This is a genomic window from Saccharothrix sp. NRRL B-16314 (assembly GCF_000716595.1).
Lineage (GTDB): Bacteria > Actinomycetota > Actinomycetes > Mycobacteriales > Pseudonocardiaceae > Actinosynnema.
In genome coordinates, this window is record NZ_JNXC01000001.1 from 544,503 (window position 1) to 562,290 (window position 17,788).

Here is a 17,788-nt window from a genome sequence, read left to right on the forward strand (position 1 = left end):
CTCCGAACGGCCCGGCAGGTCACAGGACGGCCGACGCCAAGGCGTCCGGAACGCCGAGGGCCCCGCTCAGCCGGGGCAGGGCGGGGCTGACCTCGTGCAGCACCGCGCGCAGCGGTCCGGCGGCCTCGGGGCGTTCCCACAGCATGGCGTGGATCGAACCGCGCCACTCGGTGGTGAACTCGGCCCGCGCGTGCTCCAGCCGCACCCGGGGCACCGCGACGAGCCGCAGGCGCGCCTCGTCCAACCGGGCGCTGACCAGCTCGAACAGGTCGGGCGCGAGCACCGCGACCACCCGCGCCCGCAGTTCGGGCCACTGCTCGGTGTCCACGGCGCCGGCGAGTGCGCCCGCGGCGGCACCGGCGAGCAGTCTCAGCGGTTCCTCGCGCACCTTCACGTCCCTCTCGTCCGTGTGCCGCCGATGCGCTGCGGACCGCACCGGCGCGAATTCCGCAGAATTGCGGCCTCGTGTCAGAACCCGGCGTATTTGCGCAGTCCGGCGAGATCCGGCACCAGCACGTCACGCCTGAGGTGACTCACCACCACCCCCGCCTTTCGCAGATCCGCGAACGCCTTCTCGGCCGTTCTGGGCTTCATCCCGGCGATGGAGGCGAGTTCCACCTTCGTCAACGGAATTCCCAACGTCCACCCGTGCGGCTCTTCCCGTCCGTAGGTCTGCACCAATTCGGCCAGCACCCGGGCCACCCGCTCGGAGGCGGGGTGGGACAGGAAATCGCGCCGGCGCTGGTTCGCCCAGCGCAGCCGGTCGTTGATCATCCCGATCAATTCGACGAACACGTCGTTGCGCCGGTGCAGGAACGTCATCAGCTCACCGCTGGTGATCAGCTTCGCGACCACGTCACCGCACGTGACGACGGTGGCGGAACGGGGTTTCTGGTCCAGCGCGGCCATTTCGCCGACGAGGTCCCCCGCGACCCTGATCGCGAGCAGCGCGGTGTCACCCGTCTCGTCCGTGGTCTGCACCTTGACCACGCCCTCGAGCAGGAGCAGGACATGAGTGTCCTTCGCATCCTGTTCGATGACCTCGCGGTCGGCCGTGTACCGCACGACCGTGCCGATGTTCAACAGCTCTTGTCGGGTGTTGTCTCGGAGTCGGCCCAGGAGGCTGTTGCTGGGCCACCCTGGATCCGGTGTCATCGTGGTCGGCATGGGCAGCATGTGGATCCTGTTACTGTCGTGACCGGCGGGACTTCGAATGGGCCGACCTGCGTCGGGCGCAAGTGATGGTCTCCCCGAACGTGGTGCGGACAGTACACCCGAATGGGCGTAACTGGTGGCCTCTTGTTCGGCGTTTTGCCCGCCGACCTCTCAGTCAAGATCACGTGCGAATGCACGCGCAATACCGAATCGAATGGAATTCCGCAGCTCCTGTCAGGTGGGACGGACACCACACCGGGGAACAAGCCGCCCGATCAAGGGCTTGGAACCCGTTGACGGGCCGATGGCCCCGTCCCGGTACCGGACCGTTCCGAGGAGCTTCACGTGAGCCTGCTGTTCACCCCGTTGACCCTCCGTGGCGTCACCCTGCCGAACCGCATCGCGGTCAGTCCGATGTGCCAGTACTCGTCCGTCGACGGCCACCCGGACGAGTGGCACCTGGTGCACCTCGGCTCGCGCGCGGCCGGCGGCGCGGGCCTGGTCTTCACCGAGGCCGCCGCGGTGCAGGCCGTCGGCCGCATCTCCCCCGAGGACGCCGGCCTGTGGGACGACGCGCACATCGCGTCGTGGCGGCCGATCGTCGACTTCATCCACGCGCAGGGCTCCGTCGCCGGCGTGCAGCTCGCCCACGCCGGCCGCAAGGGCTCCACCTACTCGCCGTTCGCGGAGCGGGACGGCGGTGTCGCGGACGCCGACGGCGGCTGGGAGCCCGTCGCGCCCAGTGCCGAGCCGTTCGACGGGACCTACCGGACTCCCGCCGAGCTGGACGCCGCCGGCATCGCGGAGGTCGTCGCCGACTTCGCCGCGGCGGCCCGGCGCGCGCTGGCGGCCGGCTTCCGGGTGATCGAGGTGCACGCCGCCCACGGCTACCTCCTGCACGAGTTCCTGTCGCCCCTCAGCAACCACCGCACCGACGCCTACGGCGGCTCGCCGGAGAACCGCACCCGGCTGACGCGAGAGGTCACCGCCGCCGTCCGGGACGCGGTGGGCGAGGACGTGCCGGTGTTCGTGCGCGTGTCCGCCACCGACTGGGTCGAGGGCGGGTGGACCGCGGAGGACAGCGTCGAGCTCGCCCGCGAGCTCGCGGCCCTGGGCGCCGACCTGATCGACGTGTCCACCGGCGGCAACGTGCCCGCGGCGGACATCCCGACCGGGCCCGGCTACCAGGTGCCGTTCGCCGAGGCGGTACGGCGGAAGGCCGACGTGCCCACCGGGGCCGTCGGCATGATCACCGACGCCCGGCAGGCTGAGCAGGTCCTCGCCGATGGCTCGGCCGACCTGGTGCTGCTCGGGCGGGAGTTCCTGCGCGACCCGTACTGGCCGTTGCACGCGGCACGGCAGCTGGGGGTGCAGTTCGACCCGCCCGTGCAGTACGCCAGGGCGTTCTAGGGCCCGCTGCAAAGGTTGGGCTGCCGGTAGGAGAACCGGCAGCCCAACCTCAGCAGCGGGTAGTGGATACGTCAGCGACGGTAGTCGTCGTAATCATCGTCCGACGGTTCGTCGAAGCGTTCATCGCTTCGGCGACCTGCGGCGGACTCGCCGCTGGACAGCTCGCGTTGCAAGGCGTCGACGTCGATGTTGTGAGAGCTGTATTTGAGCTCCCGCGCCACCTTGGTCTGCTTGGCCTTCGCTCGGCCGCGCCCCATGGCTCGACCCCCTCGCACAGGGACGGGGGCGGCCGGGGGAACGGCGGCCCCACTCGTCTCGACAACTAGTTCCTGGTAACTACCGTACCGTGTCGAAGGGGTTCCCCGCGACGCGGTAGGCGTGACACGCACCGCCAAATCCCGACATGGGAGGATGCGCGGGTGCCTCGACCGTTCGTCGCCTACCTCAGGGTGTACGAACCGCTGTCGGCTCTTGACGCACCGTTGGCCGATCAGGTGCGAAAAGCCCTGGAAAACGGGGCGTTGAGCCGTGCGGACGTCGGTGACCGCGAACGGGAGCTGTGGTTGCGATCACAGTTGGCCCGGCCGCGTCGCCTCCTGCCCGGTGAGCGGTCGGACGGACGCGTCTCCCCCGACGCGCCGTTCGACGTGATGACCATCAGTCCAGCCGAGGTACCGGGCGAAGTCGGTCCGGGCCCCCTGGTCTGCCCCCTCGACCTCCGGGCCCGCTCGGCCGCCGCGCTGGTCGGGTTCCTCGCCACGTCAACCGGTCCGCTCCAGGACGAGGCCGTGTCGGTCGAGCCCGAGGCGATCCGCGCGCGGGCGTCCTCGGTGATGGCCGAGCTGACCGGTGGGGCGGTGCACGTCATCTCCACCACCTGGACCGTGCCGCTGCCCTGGTTCGCCCTGGTCGACCCGGCCGCGCGGCGGGTGGTGCAGGCGCCGAAGGACGACCCGGAGCGCCAGGTGTCGTGGCGGGTGTCCATGGCGGACGCCCGGGAACGGGTGGCGCGGGCGCACGGCGTGGTGTCCCGGTCCCTGGGCGAGGCGGGTCCGGCCAAGGTGCTCGCGGACACCAAGCGCTGGCTCGACCACTTCTCGCCCGATTCGGCGGTGGAGCTCGACTACGGCGGCCTGGTGCAGCTGATCGACGACGAGGACCTGCTGGAGGACAGCTCGGCCACGGACGTGAACGCGATCGTGGACGCGCTGGAGGCCGGCGACGCCGAAGAAGTCGCCCTCCGCTACGAGCGGCTACGGGAGTTCTGGAGCGAGCTGGCGAGCCGCGAGCGGCACGGCTAGCAGCACGCGGGCGCCCACGGCCGCCGCAGCGGCCATCAGCAGGGCGGCGGGCCAGCCGATGCCGACCGCGACCCACCCGGCCAGCGGGGGCGTGACGGTCGCGCTCAGGTAGTTGGCCGTGTTCTGCATGCCGAGCGCGATCCCGACCCGGCCGGGCGGCGCCAGCTCACCGGCGGCGGTGATCGCGACCCCGTTCCAGCACAGCGCCAGGGCGGCGGTCGGCACGAGGACCGCCGCCAGCAGCCACACCGGCGCCTGGTCGAGGGCGGCGCACAGCGCGAACCCGACCGCGACCAGCACGCTCAGCACCTTCAGCGGTCCGACCCTGGTGGTCGACCGGTCCGACCACCAGCCGACCACCAGCCGACCCGCTCCGCCCGCGACCTGGGCGGCGGCGAACAACCCGGCCGCGAGCCCGACGGCGACGCCCCGGTGGTCGTGCAGGAGCTCCACCATCAGGGCGGCGGCGGTGAACTGCGGCACGACCAGTAGTCCGCTGGCCGCGCTGAGTCGCATCAAGGCCGGGTCCTTGAGCACGATCCCGTGCCGACCCGGACCGGAGCGCACGGCCCACGGCGGCTCCCGGACCAGCAGGGCGACGGCGACCGCCACGAACCCGGTGAAGCCCGCCAGCGCCAGGAACACCACCGGCACACCGGCCTGGAGCGCGATCACCGGCAGCGCCGCGGCGGCCAGCGCCGCACCGAGCGGGGTGGCGGTCTGCCGGAGGCCCATGGCGAACCCGCGGCGCTCGGCGGGGAACCAGGTCAGCACCGCACGGCCGCTGGCCGCGTTCACGCTCGCACCGAACATCCCGACGCCGACCAGCGCCAACCCGGCCACGACGGGCCCGTCGAAAGCCGCCAACGCGAGGCAGGAGGCGGCGCCGAACCCGCCGATGGCCATGACCAGCCGCTCACCGCGCCGGTCGGCCGCCGCGCCCCAGGGCACGAGGGTCAGCATCGTGCCCAGGTTGACCGCGCCCAGCAGCAGGCCGACCTGCGGCAGGGACAGCCCGAAGTGCTCCCGCAGCTGCGGGGTGATCGCCGGCAGGCCCAGGAACACCGCGGCGTTGGTGCCCTGCGCCACCGCGCCGACCGCGAGCACCACCCAGCGGTACCTCGGCGCGGCGGATCGTCGTAGTGCCATCACCGGCCACGTTAGGCGGCCGGTTCAGATTTTGGGACTGTGATCCTACTTCTTGGAACGACCGGGGTTGGTCGGCCAACCGCGCTCCGCGGCCAGCAGCTCGTCCACCGAGGCGCTGCCGTTCTGGTACCGGCCGGCGATCTCGGCGTTCAGGAAGTCGACCACGGCCTGCACCTCGCGCCGCCGTGACGACACCGAGGCCTCCTCGCCGATGAACACGCGCAGCGCCAGGTCCAACTTGTCGTCCGAGAGCGCGCTCACGTCCGACAGGTCGACGTCCGACACCAGCGCCTCGACGTGCCGCCGGTGCGCTTCCGCCCGGGACGGCTCCTGCGTCTGGTACCGGCCCAGACCGGTGGCCGGCCCGACCGCGTTCGACGCGAGGATGGTCGCCAGCTGGTCCACCACCGCCGAACCGCCCGACGTCCGCCGCTCCTGCTCGGCCCGCACGATGTCGATCCGCACGTGCAGCAGCCGCCGCAGGTACGACAGGTCGGTCTCCTCCTGCGCCGCCTCGTCGCGCAACGCGCGCACCTCGGCGAGCGGAAGTCGCTCGACCCCCTCCGCGTAGTCGGGGGCGAGCACCCGGTCGATACGGCGGCGCCCGCCGGGGCGCACCTCGATCACGTACTCATCCTGCGGTAGTTCGTGTCCACCCGCCAACACAAACCTGCTTCCAAAGTTGTCTCAAACCTGTACCGGACTGCGCACGCCGAGCAGTGCGCGTGCCTCCGCGGGCGACAGCGGCGGACGTTGGGCGATCTTCGCCAACCCGGCGGCGCGGGCCACCAGTTGCGCGTTGTCCCGCACCGGCTGGCCCTTCGCGTACGAGATGGTGTCCTCCATGCCCACCCGCAGGTGACCGCCCGCGGCCAGCGCGGTCAGCATCACCGGCAGGGTGGTCCGCCCGATGCCCGTCGCCGAGAACGACGCGCCCTCCGGCAGCAGCCGCAACGCCGCCACCAGCGTCTCCGCGTCACCCGGCATGCCGCCCGGCACGCCCATCACCAGGTCGACGTGCACCTTGCCGCCCGCCGGCAGCCCGTGCTGGTCCAGCAGCCGCCGCAGCGACGCCAGCTGGCCGATGTCGAAGATCTCGTACTCGGGGACGATGCCCCGCTCCTGCATCCCCTTGTGCAGCGCGACCACGAACTCCCAGCGGTTCAGGAAGACGTCGTCGCCGAAGTTCACCGTGCCCATGGTGCAGGACGCCGAGTCGGGCAGGGCGTCGAGCACCCGCAGCCGGTCCGCCTCCGGGTCGGTCACCGAGCCGCCGGTGGACAGCTGCACGATCAGGTTCGTGCGCTCCCTCAGCGCCGCGACCGTCGCCTTGAGCAGCCCCAGGTCCAACGTCGGCTTGGTGTCCGCGCCCCGGATGTGCACGTGGATCATCGTGGCGCCGACCTGCTCGCACGACTCCGCCGTGCCGACCAGCTCCTCCAGCGTGACCGGCAGCTGCGGGACGTCGGCCTTCGCGTGCTCGGCCCCGGTGGGGGCGACGGTCAGCAGCGTGCCGTGGGATCCGGGTCGGGACATGTCGTGATCCTGGCACACAACCCGCCCGGACCACCGAGCCGGCGACACCCGTTCGGCCCGGAACCGCAGGCAGGCGAAGTCGCCGGTTTTCCGGACCGGAATTCAGCGGCCCAGGTTGCGGGCCGCCTCACGGCCGAGTCCGGGGGTGTCCGGTGGCACCGAATCCGGGTCGACGGACGCCTGCACCCGGCGTTCCTCGGCACCGACCAGCAACTCCGTCTCCGGCGAGATGGACCGCTTGACCAGCGCCAACACGATCGTGCCCAGCTCGTGGTGCAGCGCCACGCTGCCGACCCGGCCGACCACGCGGTCGCCGGCCAGCACCGGGTCGCCCGTCTCCGGCTGCACCTCGAGCGAGCCGTCCAAGTGCAGGAGCAGCATCCGGCGCGGCGGGCGGCCGACGTTGTGCACCTTGGAGACGGTCTCCTGGCCCCGGTAGCACCCCTTGTCCAGGTGCACGGCGTCGCCGATCCAGTTCACCTCGTGCGGGATGGTCTTCTCGTCCGTGTCCACGCCCAGGCGCGGGTGCAGCGACTCGACCCGCAGCGCCTCGAACGCCCAGCTGCCGGCCGGCCGCGCGCCCGCGTCGGTGAGCTTCTGCCACCAGTCGGCGAGGTCGGGCCGCGGCACCACCAGGTCGACCGCGTCCTGGCCGGGCCACGCCATGCGGCGGGCGAACCCCGCACCCAGCGCGACGACGCCGTGCGGGCCGTCCGGCAGCGGCAGGTCCAGCTTGGTGAACAACCCGGCGATCTCCGGGCCGACCACGGTCAGCACCGCCAGCTCGGCCGTCGCGTCCCGCGGCTCGACCTTCGACCAGAACACCATCTTGGTCAGGTACGCCAGCAGCTCGGCCGACCGCGACGGCTCCGTGTCGAGGTAGACGACACCGCCGACGTTCGCCACCACGGCGTGGTGCTCGACCCGGCCCTGCACGTCCAGGATCAGCGCCTCGGTGCCCCGGTCCTCGCCGAGCGCGGTGAAGTGCTGGCTGGTCAGCGAGTGCAGCCACGGCAGCCGGTCGTCACCCGGCACCGCGATGACGGCCCGGTTCGACCGGTCGAACACCGCGACCGACCGCGCGGCCGAGCGCTGTTCGGCGAACGGGTCGCCGAAGTGCCACGGCACGCCCTGGTCGGGGACGCCCTCGAACGGGGCGACCGCACCCGGAGCGGTCAACAGCGGTGAATTCACTCGGACTCCTTCGGCACGCTCTGGGACACGCACTCACGGCAGGTGCCGGACAGCGCGAGGTGGCTCGCATCCAGTTCGAACCCGAACTCCGCCCTGAGTGTTCCCCCCAGCGGGGTGAGGAGTTCGCACGGCACCTCGTCCATCCGCCCGCACCGGTGGCAGACCAGGTGCACGTGCTCGTGCTCGTCGGCCGAGTAGTTCGGCGCGCCGTGCCCGAGGTGCGTGTGCCGGATCAGGCCGAGCCGTTCCAGCAGGTCGAGCGTGCGGTAGACGGTGGTGATGTTGACGGTGGGCGCGATGACCTGGACGCGCTGGCAGATCTGCTCCGGTGTGGCGTGACCCAGTTCGCGCACCGCGTCCAGCACGAGCTGGCGCTGGGGTGTCATCCGCATGCCGCGGTCGTGCAGCGTTTTGCGCAGGGCTTTCGGGGCGCTGGCGGTGTCCACGAATCCGATGGTAGGCCGTGAGTAGTCTCACGGTATGCGCGTGCTCGCACTGTTGAACGGAACCCTGGCCGATCCCGACGCCCCGCTGATCCGGGTCGACGACTTCGGCCTCATGCGCGGCGACGGGGTCTTCGAGACGATCCTCGTCGTCGACGGCAAGCCCCGAGAACTCGATCCCCACCTGGATCGACTCGCCCGCTCGGCGGCGATGCTCGACCTGCCCGAGCCCGACCGTGCCGCGTTCGAGCACGCCGTCGACCTCGTGCTGGCGAACTGGACGGGCGGCGCGGAGATCGCGTTGAAGCTCGTCTACACCCGTGGCGTCGAAGGCGGTGACGGGACACCCACCGGTTTCGCGCTGGGGATGGACATCGCGCCCAAGGTGATGGACCAGCGGGCCGAGGGCATCGCCGCGGTCACCCTGGACCGGGGGATCGAGCCGGGTCTGATGGACCGCGCGCCGTGGCTGCTGCTGGGCGCGAAGTCGCTGTCGTACGCGATGAACATGGCCGCGATCCGCGAGGCGGAACGGCGGGGTGCGGCGGAGGTCGTGTTCACCACGTCGTCCGGGTCGGTGCTGGAAGGCCCGACGTCCACGCTGGTCATGGTCCGCGGGCGCACCCTGACCACGCCGCCGTCCGAGCTGGGCATCCTGCCCGGCACCACGCAGGCCGCGCTGTTCCGCGCCGCCGCGCGCGAGGGCTGGACGGTCGAGGTGCGGCCGATCGCGGTGGAGGAGCTGTACTCGGCGGACGGTGTTTTCCTCGCGTCGAGCGTCCGCAAGATCACCCGCGTGCACACGTTGGACGGCAAGACGCTGACCGACTCGGCTGCGCTGCACGCCGAGGTCGCGGACCTGTACGAGTCGGAGTACTAGGACGTCGTGGCCCCGGGCTTGCGGGGCCACAGCCTCTTGCTCCGTGGCGGGCTGGGCGTTCCTGGCCCGCAGCGTCTGCTCCGCGGCGGGCTGGGCGTTCCCGGACCACAGCGTCTGCTCCGTCGTGGATCTCGACATCCGGCCCGCTGCGTCTGCTCCGTCGTGGATCCGGGCGTTCGGGCCACAGCCTTGTGCCCGGTCGCGGAGTGCTGATCGCCGTTCGTCCTGCCCGTCCGCCGTGCCGGGGTGGTTCGCCCTGCTCGGTGGGTCCGTTCAGCCCTGTGGGTTCGTTCAGGCCTGTGGCGCGAAGCGGAGCGGTGTGCCCGGCGCGGCCTGCCCGAGCAGCGGGAGGTGGTGCTCCGGGACCACGCCGATCACCGGGTAGCCGCCGGTCGTCGGGTGGTCGGCGAGGAAGACGACGGGCCGGCCGTCCGCCGGGACCTGCACCGCGCCGGTGACCAGGCCTTCGCTCGGCAGCTCCGCCGCGACCCGGCGCGCGACCCGGTCGAGGGACGTGCCGGTGAGGCGGATGCCGACCCGGTTGCTGCGGTCGGACACCGTCCACCGGCCGGCGCGGAGCTGCCGTGCCGGGTCGTGGAACCAGTCGTCTCGGGGGCCGAGGAACACGGGCACGACCAGCTCGTCCGGCGCCTGGACGGGCACGAGCACGTCGACACCCACCGGCACGCCGGTCGGGTCGCCGAGGGGTAGTTCGTCGTCGGGCCGCAGTGGTGCCGGGCCGAGGCCGGAGAGCAGGTCGGTGGACCGGCTGCCCAGCTCGGCGGGAACGGTGATGCCGCCCGAGACCGCGACGTACGAGCGGAGGCCGCCGCTGGGCGTGCCGAGGGTCAGGGTCTCGCCGGGGGCGAGGTGCGTCGGCGAGTCGCGCAGGACGCCGTCGACGGACGTGGGCGTTGCCGGTCCGGTCACCGCGATCGTGCAGGAGGCGTTGGCGCGCAGCGACAGCCCGCCGAGGAGGACTTCGAGGCCGGCGGCGTCCTCGGGGTTGCCGACCAGGCGGTTGGCGAGCTTGAGCGACGGCCGGTCCACCGCGCCGGAAGGCGGGACGCCGAGGTGGGCGTTGCCAGGCCGGCCGAGGTCCTGGATCAGGGTCTGGGGGCCGGTGCTCAGCACGGTGAGGGTGCGTGAGCGTTGAATTCGGGGGTTCTGAACGTAGGACTCACGCGTTCTGAACGTAGGACTCACGGGGTGGTGGGTCATGGGGTGGCCTCGAAGCGGACGCGGTGGCCGGGGGCGAGCAGGGCCGGGGTGGGGCGTCGCGGGTCGAAGAGCGGCGCGTCGGTGCGGCCGATCAGGCGCCAGCCGCCGGGGGTGGCGCGGGGGTAGGCGGCGGTGAACTCGCCGGCCACGGCCACCGAACCGGCGGGCACCCTCGTGCGCGGTGACGGGAGGCGGGGCTGGCGCAGCGGCTCGGGCAGGCCGGTCAGGTACGCGAAGCCGGGGGCGAAGCCGCAGAACGCGACCCGGTAGGCGGCGCCGGTGTGCAGCTCGACCACTTCGGCGGGGGTCAGGCCGGCGGTGTCGGCGACCAGGTCCAGGTCGGGGCCGTCGTAGCGGACCGGGATGACCACCTCGGCCGAGACCGCCTCCGGCTGGTGGACCAGGGAAGCGGTGGCCAGGATCTTGCGGATCGACGGCAACGCGCCGGGTTTCGCGACGATCAGGACCGTTCGGGCGGCGGGCACGAGTTCGACCACGTCCGGCGACCCGGCCGCCGCGACCGCCGCGCGCACGGCCTCCACCTCGTCGAGCGAGTCCACCTCGACGAGCACCGCGTCCGTGCCGCACCGCCGCAGCTCCATGGGCACAGCGTAGGGTGGGATTGTTCAACAATCCAACCCGCGTCGACCGAGGGCCCGGCCGACCGGGGACCTCGTCGGCTGGGACCTCGTCAGCCGACGATGCGCTTCAGGTGGGCCGAGGTGTGGGGCTGGAGCGGTTGGCCGACCATGGCCCGCTCCTCGACGTACGCCAGGTCGCCGTTGTTGACGATGCCGTACAGGCGCTGCCCGCCGGTGACCTCCTTGGCGGTCGCCGTGCGGATCACCGCGTCGGTGGCCAGCTCCCAGGACGTCTGGTTGCGCGGCTTGCCGTAGTACAGCTCCACGACCCCGGTGTTGTGCGTGATCAACACCTCGATGGTGTCGTCCGCCTGCGGACGCCAGAAGCCGGTCTCGCGGGCGGCCTGGCGGATCACCGCGCCGTCCTCGTCGAGCAGCCACGCCCTGGCCTCGTAGTAGAGGAACGGCCGGCCGTCGTGCGCGAAGGTGATCTGCTGCCCGAACCGGTACGGGCCGTCGATCGTCGGGTACACGACCTCGCCCTCGCCGCGCCACACGCCGACCAGCGGCAGCAGCGCCAGGCACGCGTCGTGCAGCGAAGGCCCGCTGCGCAGGTTCGCGGTGTCCGCCGGGATCGGCAGGTCGTCGAACTGCGGCAGGTTCCGCGCGCCCGTCACCGCCGCACGCGAAGCGGCGGCCCGGACGGCCTCGTCACCACTGCCGGGGACCGGCGCGTCGCCGCTCATCGCTGGTCGGAGAACAGCCGGTACACGACGTACCCGGCGAACCACACGACCATCAAGGACACCACGACCAGCAGCGCTGTGAAGATGTGTTCCACCAGCCCAGTTTAGGCACCCACCCCCGAACGGCGGCGACCCCGGTGGCGAACGCCACCGGGGTCGGCGAGAGGTAGCGCCGGGCGGACCCGTGCACTCCTCCCCGCTGGGGGTGTGGACCGGTCAGGCCACCGCGACCTCGACCGGGTGCACGCCCGGCCCCTCCGCGTTGACCGACGCCTGCCCGTTGCCGGACCGGTGCAGCGCCCGGACGGTCCACGTGCCCGGCGCGGCGAAGAAGCGGAAGTCGCCGTCGGCGGAGGACACGACCTCGGCGGTGAACTCGCCGGACGAGTCCAGCAGCCGCACGAACGCGCCGCCGACCGGTGCGCCGTCGGCGCGGACCTTGCCGGTCAGCACGACCTCGTTCGCGCCCACCTGGATGTCCGCACCCTGCTCGGGTGCGCCACAGCTGCTGCTCATGATCAGGCCTCCTTGCCGCTGCCGAGCTCGATCGGCACGCCGATGAGCGAGCCGTACTCGGTCCAGGAACCGTCGTAGTTCTTCACGTCCTCGTGACCGAGCAGCTCGTGCAGCGCGAACCACGTGTGCGACGAGCGCTCGCCGATGCGGCAGTAGGCGATCGTCTTGCGCGAGCCGTCGAACCCGGCCGCGCCGTAGATCTCGGCCAGCTCCTCGTCCGACTTGAACGTGCCGTCCTCGTTGGCCGCCTTGCTCCACGGCACGTTGATCGCGCTCGGGATGTGGCCGCCGCGCTGCGCCTGCTCCTGCGGGAGGTGCGCGGGCGCGAGCAGCTTGCCGGAGAACTCGTCGGGCGACCGCACGTCGACCAGGTTCTTGTTGCCGATCGCGTCGACGACCTCGTCGCGGAACGCGCGGATCGCCTGGTTCTGCTCCTGGGCGGTGTAGCTGGTCGCCTCGCGGTCGACCTGCTCCTTGTCCAGCGGGCGGCCGTCCAGCTCCCACTTCTTCCGGCCGCCGTCGAGCAGCTTCACGCTGTCGTGGCCGTAGAGCTTGAAGTACCAGTAGGCGTACGCGGCGAACCAGTTGTTGTTGCCGCCGTACAGGATGACGTTGTCGTCGTTGGAGATGCCCTTGGCGGACAGCAGCTTCTCGAAGCCCGCGCGGTCCACGAAGTCGCGGCGGACCGGGTCCTGCAACTCGGTCTTCCAGTCGATCTTCACCGCGCCCGGGATGTGGCCACCGTCGTAGGCGGAGGTGTCCTCGTCCACCTCAACGAACACCACGCCGGGCGTGGCGAGGTTCTCCTCGGCCCAAGCGGCCGAGACCAGGACGTCTTCACGGCTCATCGAAGCTGCTCCAATTTTCTTCGTTCTTACTGCGACGGTGTCGACTGGGGTCGGGCTAGTGCGGGTGCGTGGCGGCGCAGGAGCAGGTACAGCTCACAGCCGAGGCACAGGCCGAGCGCGGCGTTGAGCAGCGCGGCGACGAGCGCGGCGGACGTGGCGACGACCCCGAGCGCGGTCAGTCCGGAGGCGTAGCCGACCGTGCCGATCAGCGCGAACACGAACCCGACGCCCTGCGCGAACCGCAGCGGGCCGGCTTCCTCGCGCTCGCTGGTCGGCGTGATCCTCGGCTGGACGGCGTACCGGTAGAGGTGGCCCCACGGGTTGAGCTTGAGCGAGATGAACGCGCACATCGCGAACAGCACGGTTTGTGCGGCGAGCAACCGCCACGACCCGGTCAGCAGGACGACCGCCAGCACGGCGGTGGTGATCCAGGCGCTGAAACGGGGACCTCGCGGGTCCACTGGGGCATCTTTCGGCACGGCGACCTCCTGACGGTGGACAAGACTGGGCAGTCCGTCTTCAGGCGGTGGTAGGGCAGGCGCACACGCCCGTCAAGGGCGTGCGGACTGCCGGGGACCGCCCGGTCAGCGCGCCGCGCGACACAGGCTGCTGCGCACGCGGCACAGGTCCACCGCGAGTCGCTTGGTCAGCAGCGTGGTCATGCGTTCGAGACTAGCCGCTCATCCCTGCTGTCGGGAGGGGCGTCCATCAGGTGGGAGTCGGCAGGTTCACCCGATCGGCCCAGGTAGGTGTGGGCGCAAAGCCGCAATCAGCGAATCCCGCTTGGGCACGCCGCCGACGCGCAGCAGTTCCGCGCCGGTCCCGTCGAGGGCCAGCGTCGTCGGCGCGCGCAGCACCCCGAGCTCGGCGGCGACGTCCGGCAGGTCGGTCACGTCGAGCTCGACGTGCCGCAGCCCTTCGGTGCGGTGGGCGAGCTCTTCGAGCAGCGCCTTGGTCTGCCGGCACGTGGCGCAGAACGTCGTGGACACCTGCAGCAGCGTGACGTGCGTGTTCGGGTCGAGGAGGGCGCGCACCGGCGCGGGCAGGCGGACACCGGGCCTGGCCGCCCGCACCCGACCGTTCCGCGTGCGCAGCACCGCGCCGATCACGGCCACCACCGCGACCGCGCCGAGCAGTGCCCAGACCCCGGTCATCTCAGCCTGCCTCGTTCAACGGGATGTCGCTGATGGCGCCTTCCACGGTCAGCGCGCCGCTCTCCACCTTGACAGCGGTCGGCGTCACCGTGAAGGGCAGCTCGCCGGGGTGGATGGTCACGCTCAGCGCCTCGCGCACCACGCCGAGCACCGCGTCGAGCCCGGCCAGCGACGTGTCGTCCAGCTCGACGTCGTTCATCGAGATCACCACGTCGCCGTTGGCCAGCGCCACGGTGCCGTACGCGGTGATCCGGATCTTGCGGCTGGCCACCGTGGTGTTGCCGGACAGCTTCACCGCCGCGACCGCCGGGTCCGCCTGCTGCCCGGCGGTCAGCTCGGTGCGGGTGTCCGGCTCGATGGCCATGTCGGTGAACGGCGTGACCTGGTTGACCACCCGGTTCAGGTCGTTCGCCTTGATCTTGACGCTGCCCTGCACCTGGTCGATCTTCGCGCCGCGGGTGTTGCCGGCCAGCAGATCCGACAGACCGATGCGGACGTGCCGGAGGTTGGCGTGGATCTCCAGGTCCCGGAGCTGGTCGCGCACGGGCACGCCGGTGGCGCTGATCTCGATGTCCCGGTAGTCGCCCGCGATGGCCTGCGTGACGAACGGGAAGCCGTTGATCCGCACCGACGGGTCCTCGCTCAGCCCGAGCTTCTGCCGCATCTTCTGCGCGACCTGGTACTCGCCCGCGGCGGCCAACCCGAAGTCGGCCGCGACCAGCAGCCCGCCGACCACCAGCGCGGCGATGATCAGCTTGCGGCCCCTGGTGGGACGACGCTTCGTCTCGGTCGCGGTCATCGCCTGCCCTCTGTCCGGTGGTCGGCCGTGTGGTCGCCGTGTGCGGTGTAGCCCGTGTGGTCGCCGTGTGCGGTGCGGTCGTTGTCGGTGTGCTCGTTGTCGGTGTGCTCGTCGTCGGTGGGGTGGTCGTTCCAGGCCGGCCGCGAGTGCTCGTCCAGCCAGATCGCCACCCGGTCTACCAGAGCGGGCGTCATCGAGGACTCGGCGTGCCTCATGCCGGGCTCCAGCCACAGCACCGCACCGCCGCCCGCCGCCTTGTGCAGCGCCACGGCGTGCGCAGGGCCGAAGTAGTGGTCCTCTTCACCGTGCACGATGAGCAGCGGGGTCGGGGTGATGCGGTGCACGACCTCCAGCGGGCTCTCCGGCGGCGTCGCCCACGGCGGGCCGAGGCGGACGCCCAGCGCGCGGGCGGCGAGCCTGCCGTGCGGCTGTTCCAGGAGCCAGTGCACGCGGCGCATGGCCACCGTGTCGCGCACCCACCAGCGCGACGGCGCGCTGACGGCCGCCACGGCGTCCGGTTTGTCGTCGTGCAGCCCCGCGTGGCGCAGGGCGATGGACGCGCCCATGGAGAAGCCGACCGTCGCGACGCGGCGGTAGCCGAGCCTCCGGGCGAGGGCGACGCCGGCCGCCAAGTCGTGGATTTCGTCATCCCCGACCGAGGAGCGCCCGGCGGACCTGCCGTGGCCGCGGAAGTCCAGCGCGACGACGCCGCCATGGTGCGCGAACCGCCGCAACACCCGGCTGACGAAAGGTTTTCGGACGTGGTTCGTGAAGCCGTGGCCCACCACGAAGGCGAGATCCGTCACAGAAGGTGTTGATCTCACATGCAGGCCGTGCAGGAGGACAGCGTCGTGTGACATGGATGTAACAGGCGTGACGCTTGTGGAAACAACTGTGACTCTGTCCTGCTGACCTGGGTCTTTCGTGGTGTGCACCGGTATCGTCTCCGTCATCCGCAGGCAACGGGGCCCGGTCACCGTACTTCGCTGATGCCTGGTCGGTGACCACGCACCGGCCGAACGAGAGGGCGCCGCGATGAGTATCGACGTGCTGCTGTTGACCACCGACTCCGACCCCGAGGCGGTCCTCCCCGCGCTGTCGCTCCTCCCGCACGAGGTGCGCCCGCTGCGCCCGGAGGTGTCGGCGCTGCTGGAAGCCGGCCCCCACGACATCGTGCTGGTGGACGCGCGGACCGACCTGGTCGCCGCCCGCAGCCTGTGCCGGCTGCTCGACTCCAGCGGGGTGGACGTGCCCGTGGTGGCGGTCGTCACCGAGGGCGGTCTGGTCGCGGTGAACTCCGACTGGAGCGTGGACGAGATCCTGCTCCCCACCTCCGGCCCCGCCGAGGTGGACGCCCGGCTGCGCCTGGTGCGCTCCCGGCGCGGCACCACGCAGCCCGGTGGCGACGGCTCGATCCAGCTCGGCGAGCTGGTCATCGACGAGGCGACCTACACGGCCCGCCTGCGCGGCCGTCCGCTCGACCTGACCTACAAGGAGTTCGAGCTGCTGAAGTACCTGGCGCAGCACGCGGGCCGGGTGTTCACCCGCGCGCAGTTGCTCCAGGAGGTCTGGGGCTACGACTTCTTCGGTGGCACGCGGACCGTGGACGTGCACGTCCGACGGCTGCGCGCGAAGCTCGGCCCCGAGCACGAGTCGCTCATCGGCACCGTGCGCAACGTCGGCTACAAGTTCGTCCGCCCGCCGCGCCCCGGCAGCGCCCGCCGCGTCGAGCACGCGATCGAGGCGCCGGAGACGACGATCGACGAGGCCGAGCTGATCTTCCGGGCGTGATGGCCGACGCTTCGCGGACGCGACCTCGCGGCGTGGCTGAGCAGGGGCGTGGCTGAGTAGGTTTGTGGGGTGGAATCGACGTGGATCGAGGAGCTGTCCCCCGAGCAGGCCGACGAGGTCACCGGTCTGCTCGGGGATGCCCAAGCCGCTGACGGTGTCGCACCCGTGGGCGAGGCCGTCGTGCTGCGGCTGCGGCCCGGCGCACCCGGCAGCAACCACCTGCTGGTCCACGACGGTGGCGCGCTGGTCGGCTACCTGCACGTGGACGTCTTCGGCGACGCGGACGGCAACGAGGTCGCCGAGCTGGCCGTCCACCCCGAGCACCGCCGTCGTGGCGTCGGCACCGCGCTGCTCGAAGCGGTCGCCGACCGCCCCAAGCCGCTCCGCGCCTGGTCGCACGGCGGGCACCCCGGCGCCGAAGCCCTCGCCGCCAAGTTCTCCTACCGCAAGGTGCGCGAACTCCTGCGCCTGCGCCGCCCGCTGGACGCCGACCTGCCCGAGCCCGTGCTGCCCGACGGCGTCACGCTGCGCCCGTTCGTGCCCCGCCGGGACGAGGCGGCCGTCGTCTACGTCAACCACCGCGCGTTCTCCTGGCACCCCGAGCAGGGCGCGATGAGCATCGAGGACCTGCGGCAGAAGGAGGAGCAGCCGTGGTTCGACCCGGCCGGCTTCCTGCTGGCGGTCGACCGCGACGAACGGCTCCTCGGCTTCCACTGGACCAAGACGCACACCGCGGACCTCGGCGAGGTGTACGTGGTGGGCGTCGACCCGGACGCGCAGGGCGGCGGCCTCGGCAAGGCGATCACCCTCGCGGGCCTGGCGCACCTCCGCGACTCGGGGCGCGGTGAGGTCATGCTGTACGTCGAATCCGACAACGGTGCGGCGCTGTCCGTGTACAACCGGTTGGGCTTCACGCGCTGGGACTCGGACGTCCAATACGCCCGGTAGTGACAAACCCATCACGCCATGCAAACGTGCAGGTCACGAGACACTCATTCGGCGGTGTACTCGGTCACCTCCCGTGTGGAGTTCACCTCTCGTTCACCTTCTCCTGGGGGCCTGTC

23 protein-coding genes are annotated in these 17,788 nt (G+C 71.7%); 5 read left to right on the forward strand and 18 right to left on the reverse strand.

The window, feature by feature from the left end:
* Positions 1–19: 19 nt before the first annotated feature.
* Entirely contained in the window at positions 20–394 is a 375-nt protein-coding gene (locus OQ02_RS02635; protein WP_051771563.1) for a hypothetical protein, read from the reverse strand.
* Between the two features lie 74 nt (positions 395–468).
* Positions 469–1,155, reverse strand: coding sequence for a Crp/Fnr family transcriptional regulator (locus tag OQ02_RS02640; protein ID WP_231499840.1), 687 nt, complete (start codon positions 1,153–1,155; stop codon positions 469–471).
* Between the two features lie 345 nt (positions 1,156–1,500).
* Here OQ02_RS02640 and OQ02_RS02645 point away from each other — a divergent pair, with 345 nt between their 5' ends.
* Positions 1,501–2,565, forward strand: a complete 1,065-nt coding sequence (locus OQ02_RS02645) for an NADH:flavin oxidoreductase/NADH oxidase (RefSeq protein ID WP_033436521.1) — start codon at positions 1,501–1,503, stop codon at positions 2,563–2,565.
* Positions 2,566–2,636: 71 nt separating this feature from the next.
* On the opposite strand, the gene OQ02_RS02650 is transcribed toward OQ02_RS02645, so the two are convergent.
* On the reverse strand, positions 2,637–2,822 hold the full coding sequence (locus OQ02_RS02650) for a DUF3073 domain-containing protein (protein ID WP_033436522.1): 186 nt from the start codon (positions 2,820–2,822) through the stop codon (positions 2,637–2,639).
* A 162-nt stretch (positions 2,823–2,984) separates the two neighbouring features.
* Between OQ02_RS02650 and OQ02_RS02655 the strand changes: the two genes are divergently transcribed.
* A complete protein-coding gene (locus OQ02_RS02655) occupies positions 2,985–3,866 on the forward strand; it encodes a hypothetical protein (RefSeq protein ID WP_033436523.1) in 882 nt (293 codons plus the stop codon).
* On the opposite strand, the gene OQ02_RS02660 is transcribed toward OQ02_RS02655, so the two are convergent.
* The 5 genes from OQ02_RS02660 to OQ02_RS02680 all read right to left on the reverse strand — a co-directional run bounded on the left by OQ02_RS02660 (position 3,819) and on the right by OQ02_RS02680 (position 8,191).
* Positions 3,819–5,015 (reverse strand): MFS transporter, encoded by a 1,197-nt coding sequence (locus OQ02_RS02660; RefSeq protein WP_231499841.1) that lies wholly within the window; start codon positions 5,013–5,015, stop codon positions 3,819–3,821. The genes OQ02_RS02655 and OQ02_RS02660 overlap by 48 nt on opposite strands.
* 45 nt (positions 5,016–5,060) lie before the next feature.
* Complete coding sequence (locus tag OQ02_RS02665) at positions 5,061–5,642, reverse strand: RsiG family protein (protein WP_033436524.1); 582 nt, start codon at positions 5,640–5,642, stop codon at positions 5,061–5,063.
* A gap of 60 nt (positions 5,643–5,702) precedes the next feature.
* Positions 5,703–6,551 carry a 3-keto-5-aminohexanoate cleavage protein gene (locus OQ02_RS02670; protein ID WP_033436525.1) on the reverse strand — a complete coding sequence of 283 codons (849 nt, stop codon included), beginning with the start codon at positions 6,549–6,551 and terminating at the stop codon, positions 5,703–5,705.
* Positions 6,552–6,653: 102 nt separating this feature from the next.
* Entirely contained in the window at positions 6,654–7,745 is a 1,092-nt protein-coding gene (ygfZ, locus tag OQ02_RS02675) for a CAF17-like 4Fe-4S cluster assembly/insertion protein YgfZ (protein ID WP_033436526.1), read from the reverse strand.
* Entirely contained in the window at positions 7,742–8,191 is a 450-nt protein-coding gene (locus tag OQ02_RS02680; RefSeq protein WP_033436527.1) for a Fur family transcriptional regulator, read from the reverse strand. The genes ygfZ and OQ02_RS02680 overlap by 4 nt, the downstream gene beginning before the upstream one ends.
* 34 nt (positions 8,192–8,225) lie before the next feature.
* Between OQ02_RS02680 and OQ02_RS02685 the strand changes: the two genes are divergently transcribed.
* The gene (locus OQ02_RS02685) at positions 8,226–9,068 is read left to right on the forward strand and encodes an aminodeoxychorismate lyase (RefSeq protein ID WP_033436528.1); all 843 of its coding nucleotides are present in this window, start codon (positions 8,226–8,228) and stop codon (positions 9,066–9,068) included.
* Positions 9,069–9,359: 291 nt separating this feature from the next.
* Here OQ02_RS02685 and OQ02_RS02690 read toward each other — a convergent pair whose 3' ends face one another.
* The 10 genes from OQ02_RS02690 to OQ02_RS02730 all read right to left on the reverse strand — a co-directional run bounded on the left by OQ02_RS02690 (position 9,360) and on the right by OQ02_RS02730 (position 15,739).
* Positions 9,360–10,202 (reverse strand): biotin-dependent carboxyltransferase family protein, encoded by an 843-nt coding sequence (locus OQ02_RS02690; protein WP_033436529.1) that lies wholly within the window; start codon positions 10,200–10,202, stop codon positions 9,360–9,362.
* Between the two features lie 83 nt (positions 10,203–10,285).
* Positions 10,286–10,891, reverse strand: a complete 606-nt coding sequence (locus OQ02_RS02695; protein ID WP_033436530.1) for a 5-oxoprolinase subunit B family protein — start codon at positions 10,889–10,891, stop codon at positions 10,286–10,288.
* Positions 10,892–10,980: 89 nt separating this feature from the next.
* Entirely contained in the window at positions 10,981–11,616 is a 636-nt protein-coding gene (locus OQ02_RS02700; protein ID WP_033436531.1) for an FABP family protein, read from the reverse strand.
* A gap of 216 nt (positions 11,617–11,832) precedes the next feature.
* Positions 11,833–12,132, reverse strand: coding sequence for a DUF1416 domain-containing protein (locus tag OQ02_RS02705; protein WP_033436532.1), 300 nt, complete (start codon positions 12,130–12,132; stop codon positions 11,833–11,835).
* 2 nt (positions 12,133–12,134) lie between these two features.
* Positions 12,135–12,980, reverse strand: coding sequence for a sulfurtransferase (locus OQ02_RS02710; RefSeq protein WP_033436533.1), 846 nt, complete (start codon positions 12,978–12,980; stop codon positions 12,135–12,137).
* A gap of 26 nt (positions 12,981–13,006) precedes the next feature.
* Positions 13,007–13,459: a DUF4395 domain-containing protein gene (locus OQ02_RS02715; RefSeq protein WP_033436534.1), complete on the reverse strand. Its 453-nt coding sequence runs from the start codon at positions 13,457–13,459 to the stop codon at positions 13,007–13,009.
* Between the two features lie 105 nt (positions 13,460–13,564).
* Positions 13,565–13,642 (reverse strand): putative leader peptide, encoded by a 78-nt coding sequence (locus OQ02_RS47090; RefSeq protein ID WP_360462167.1) that lies wholly within the window; start codon positions 13,640–13,642, stop codon positions 13,565–13,567.
* A gap of 66 nt (positions 13,643–13,708) precedes the next feature.
* Positions 13,709–14,134 carry a TlpA family protein disulfide reductase gene (locus OQ02_RS02720; RefSeq protein WP_033436535.1) on the reverse strand — a complete coding sequence of 142 codons (426 nt, stop codon included), beginning with the start codon at positions 14,132–14,134 and terminating at the stop codon, positions 13,709–13,711.
* 1 nt (position 14,135) lies between these two features.
* Positions 14,136–14,933 carry an LmeA family phospholipid-binding protein gene (locus OQ02_RS02725; RefSeq protein WP_033436536.1) on the reverse strand — a complete coding sequence of 266 codons (798 nt, stop codon included), beginning with the start codon at positions 14,931–14,933 and terminating at the stop codon, positions 14,136–14,138.
* Positions 14,930–15,739 (reverse strand): alpha/beta hydrolase family protein, encoded by an 810-nt coding sequence (locus OQ02_RS02730; protein WP_231499842.1) that lies wholly within the window; start codon positions 15,737–15,739, stop codon positions 14,930–14,932. The genes OQ02_RS02725 and OQ02_RS02730 overlap by 4 nt, the downstream gene beginning before the upstream one ends.
* A gap of 229 nt (positions 15,740–15,968) precedes the next feature.
* On the opposite strand from OQ02_RS02730, the gene OQ02_RS02735 reads away from it, so the two are divergent.
* Together OQ02_RS02735 and mshD are read left to right on the forward strand one after the other, a co-directional pair.
* A complete protein-coding gene (locus OQ02_RS02735) occupies positions 15,969–16,724 on the forward strand; it encodes a response regulator transcription factor (RefSeq protein ID WP_033436537.1) in 756 nt (251 codons plus the stop codon).
* A 69-nt stretch (positions 16,725–16,793) separates the two neighbouring features.
* Entirely contained in the window at positions 16,794–17,672 is an 879-nt protein-coding gene (gene mshD, locus OQ02_RS02740; RefSeq protein ID WP_081915337.1) for a mycothiol synthase, read from the forward strand.
* The last annotated feature ends 116 nt before the right edge of the window (positions 17,673–17,788 follow it).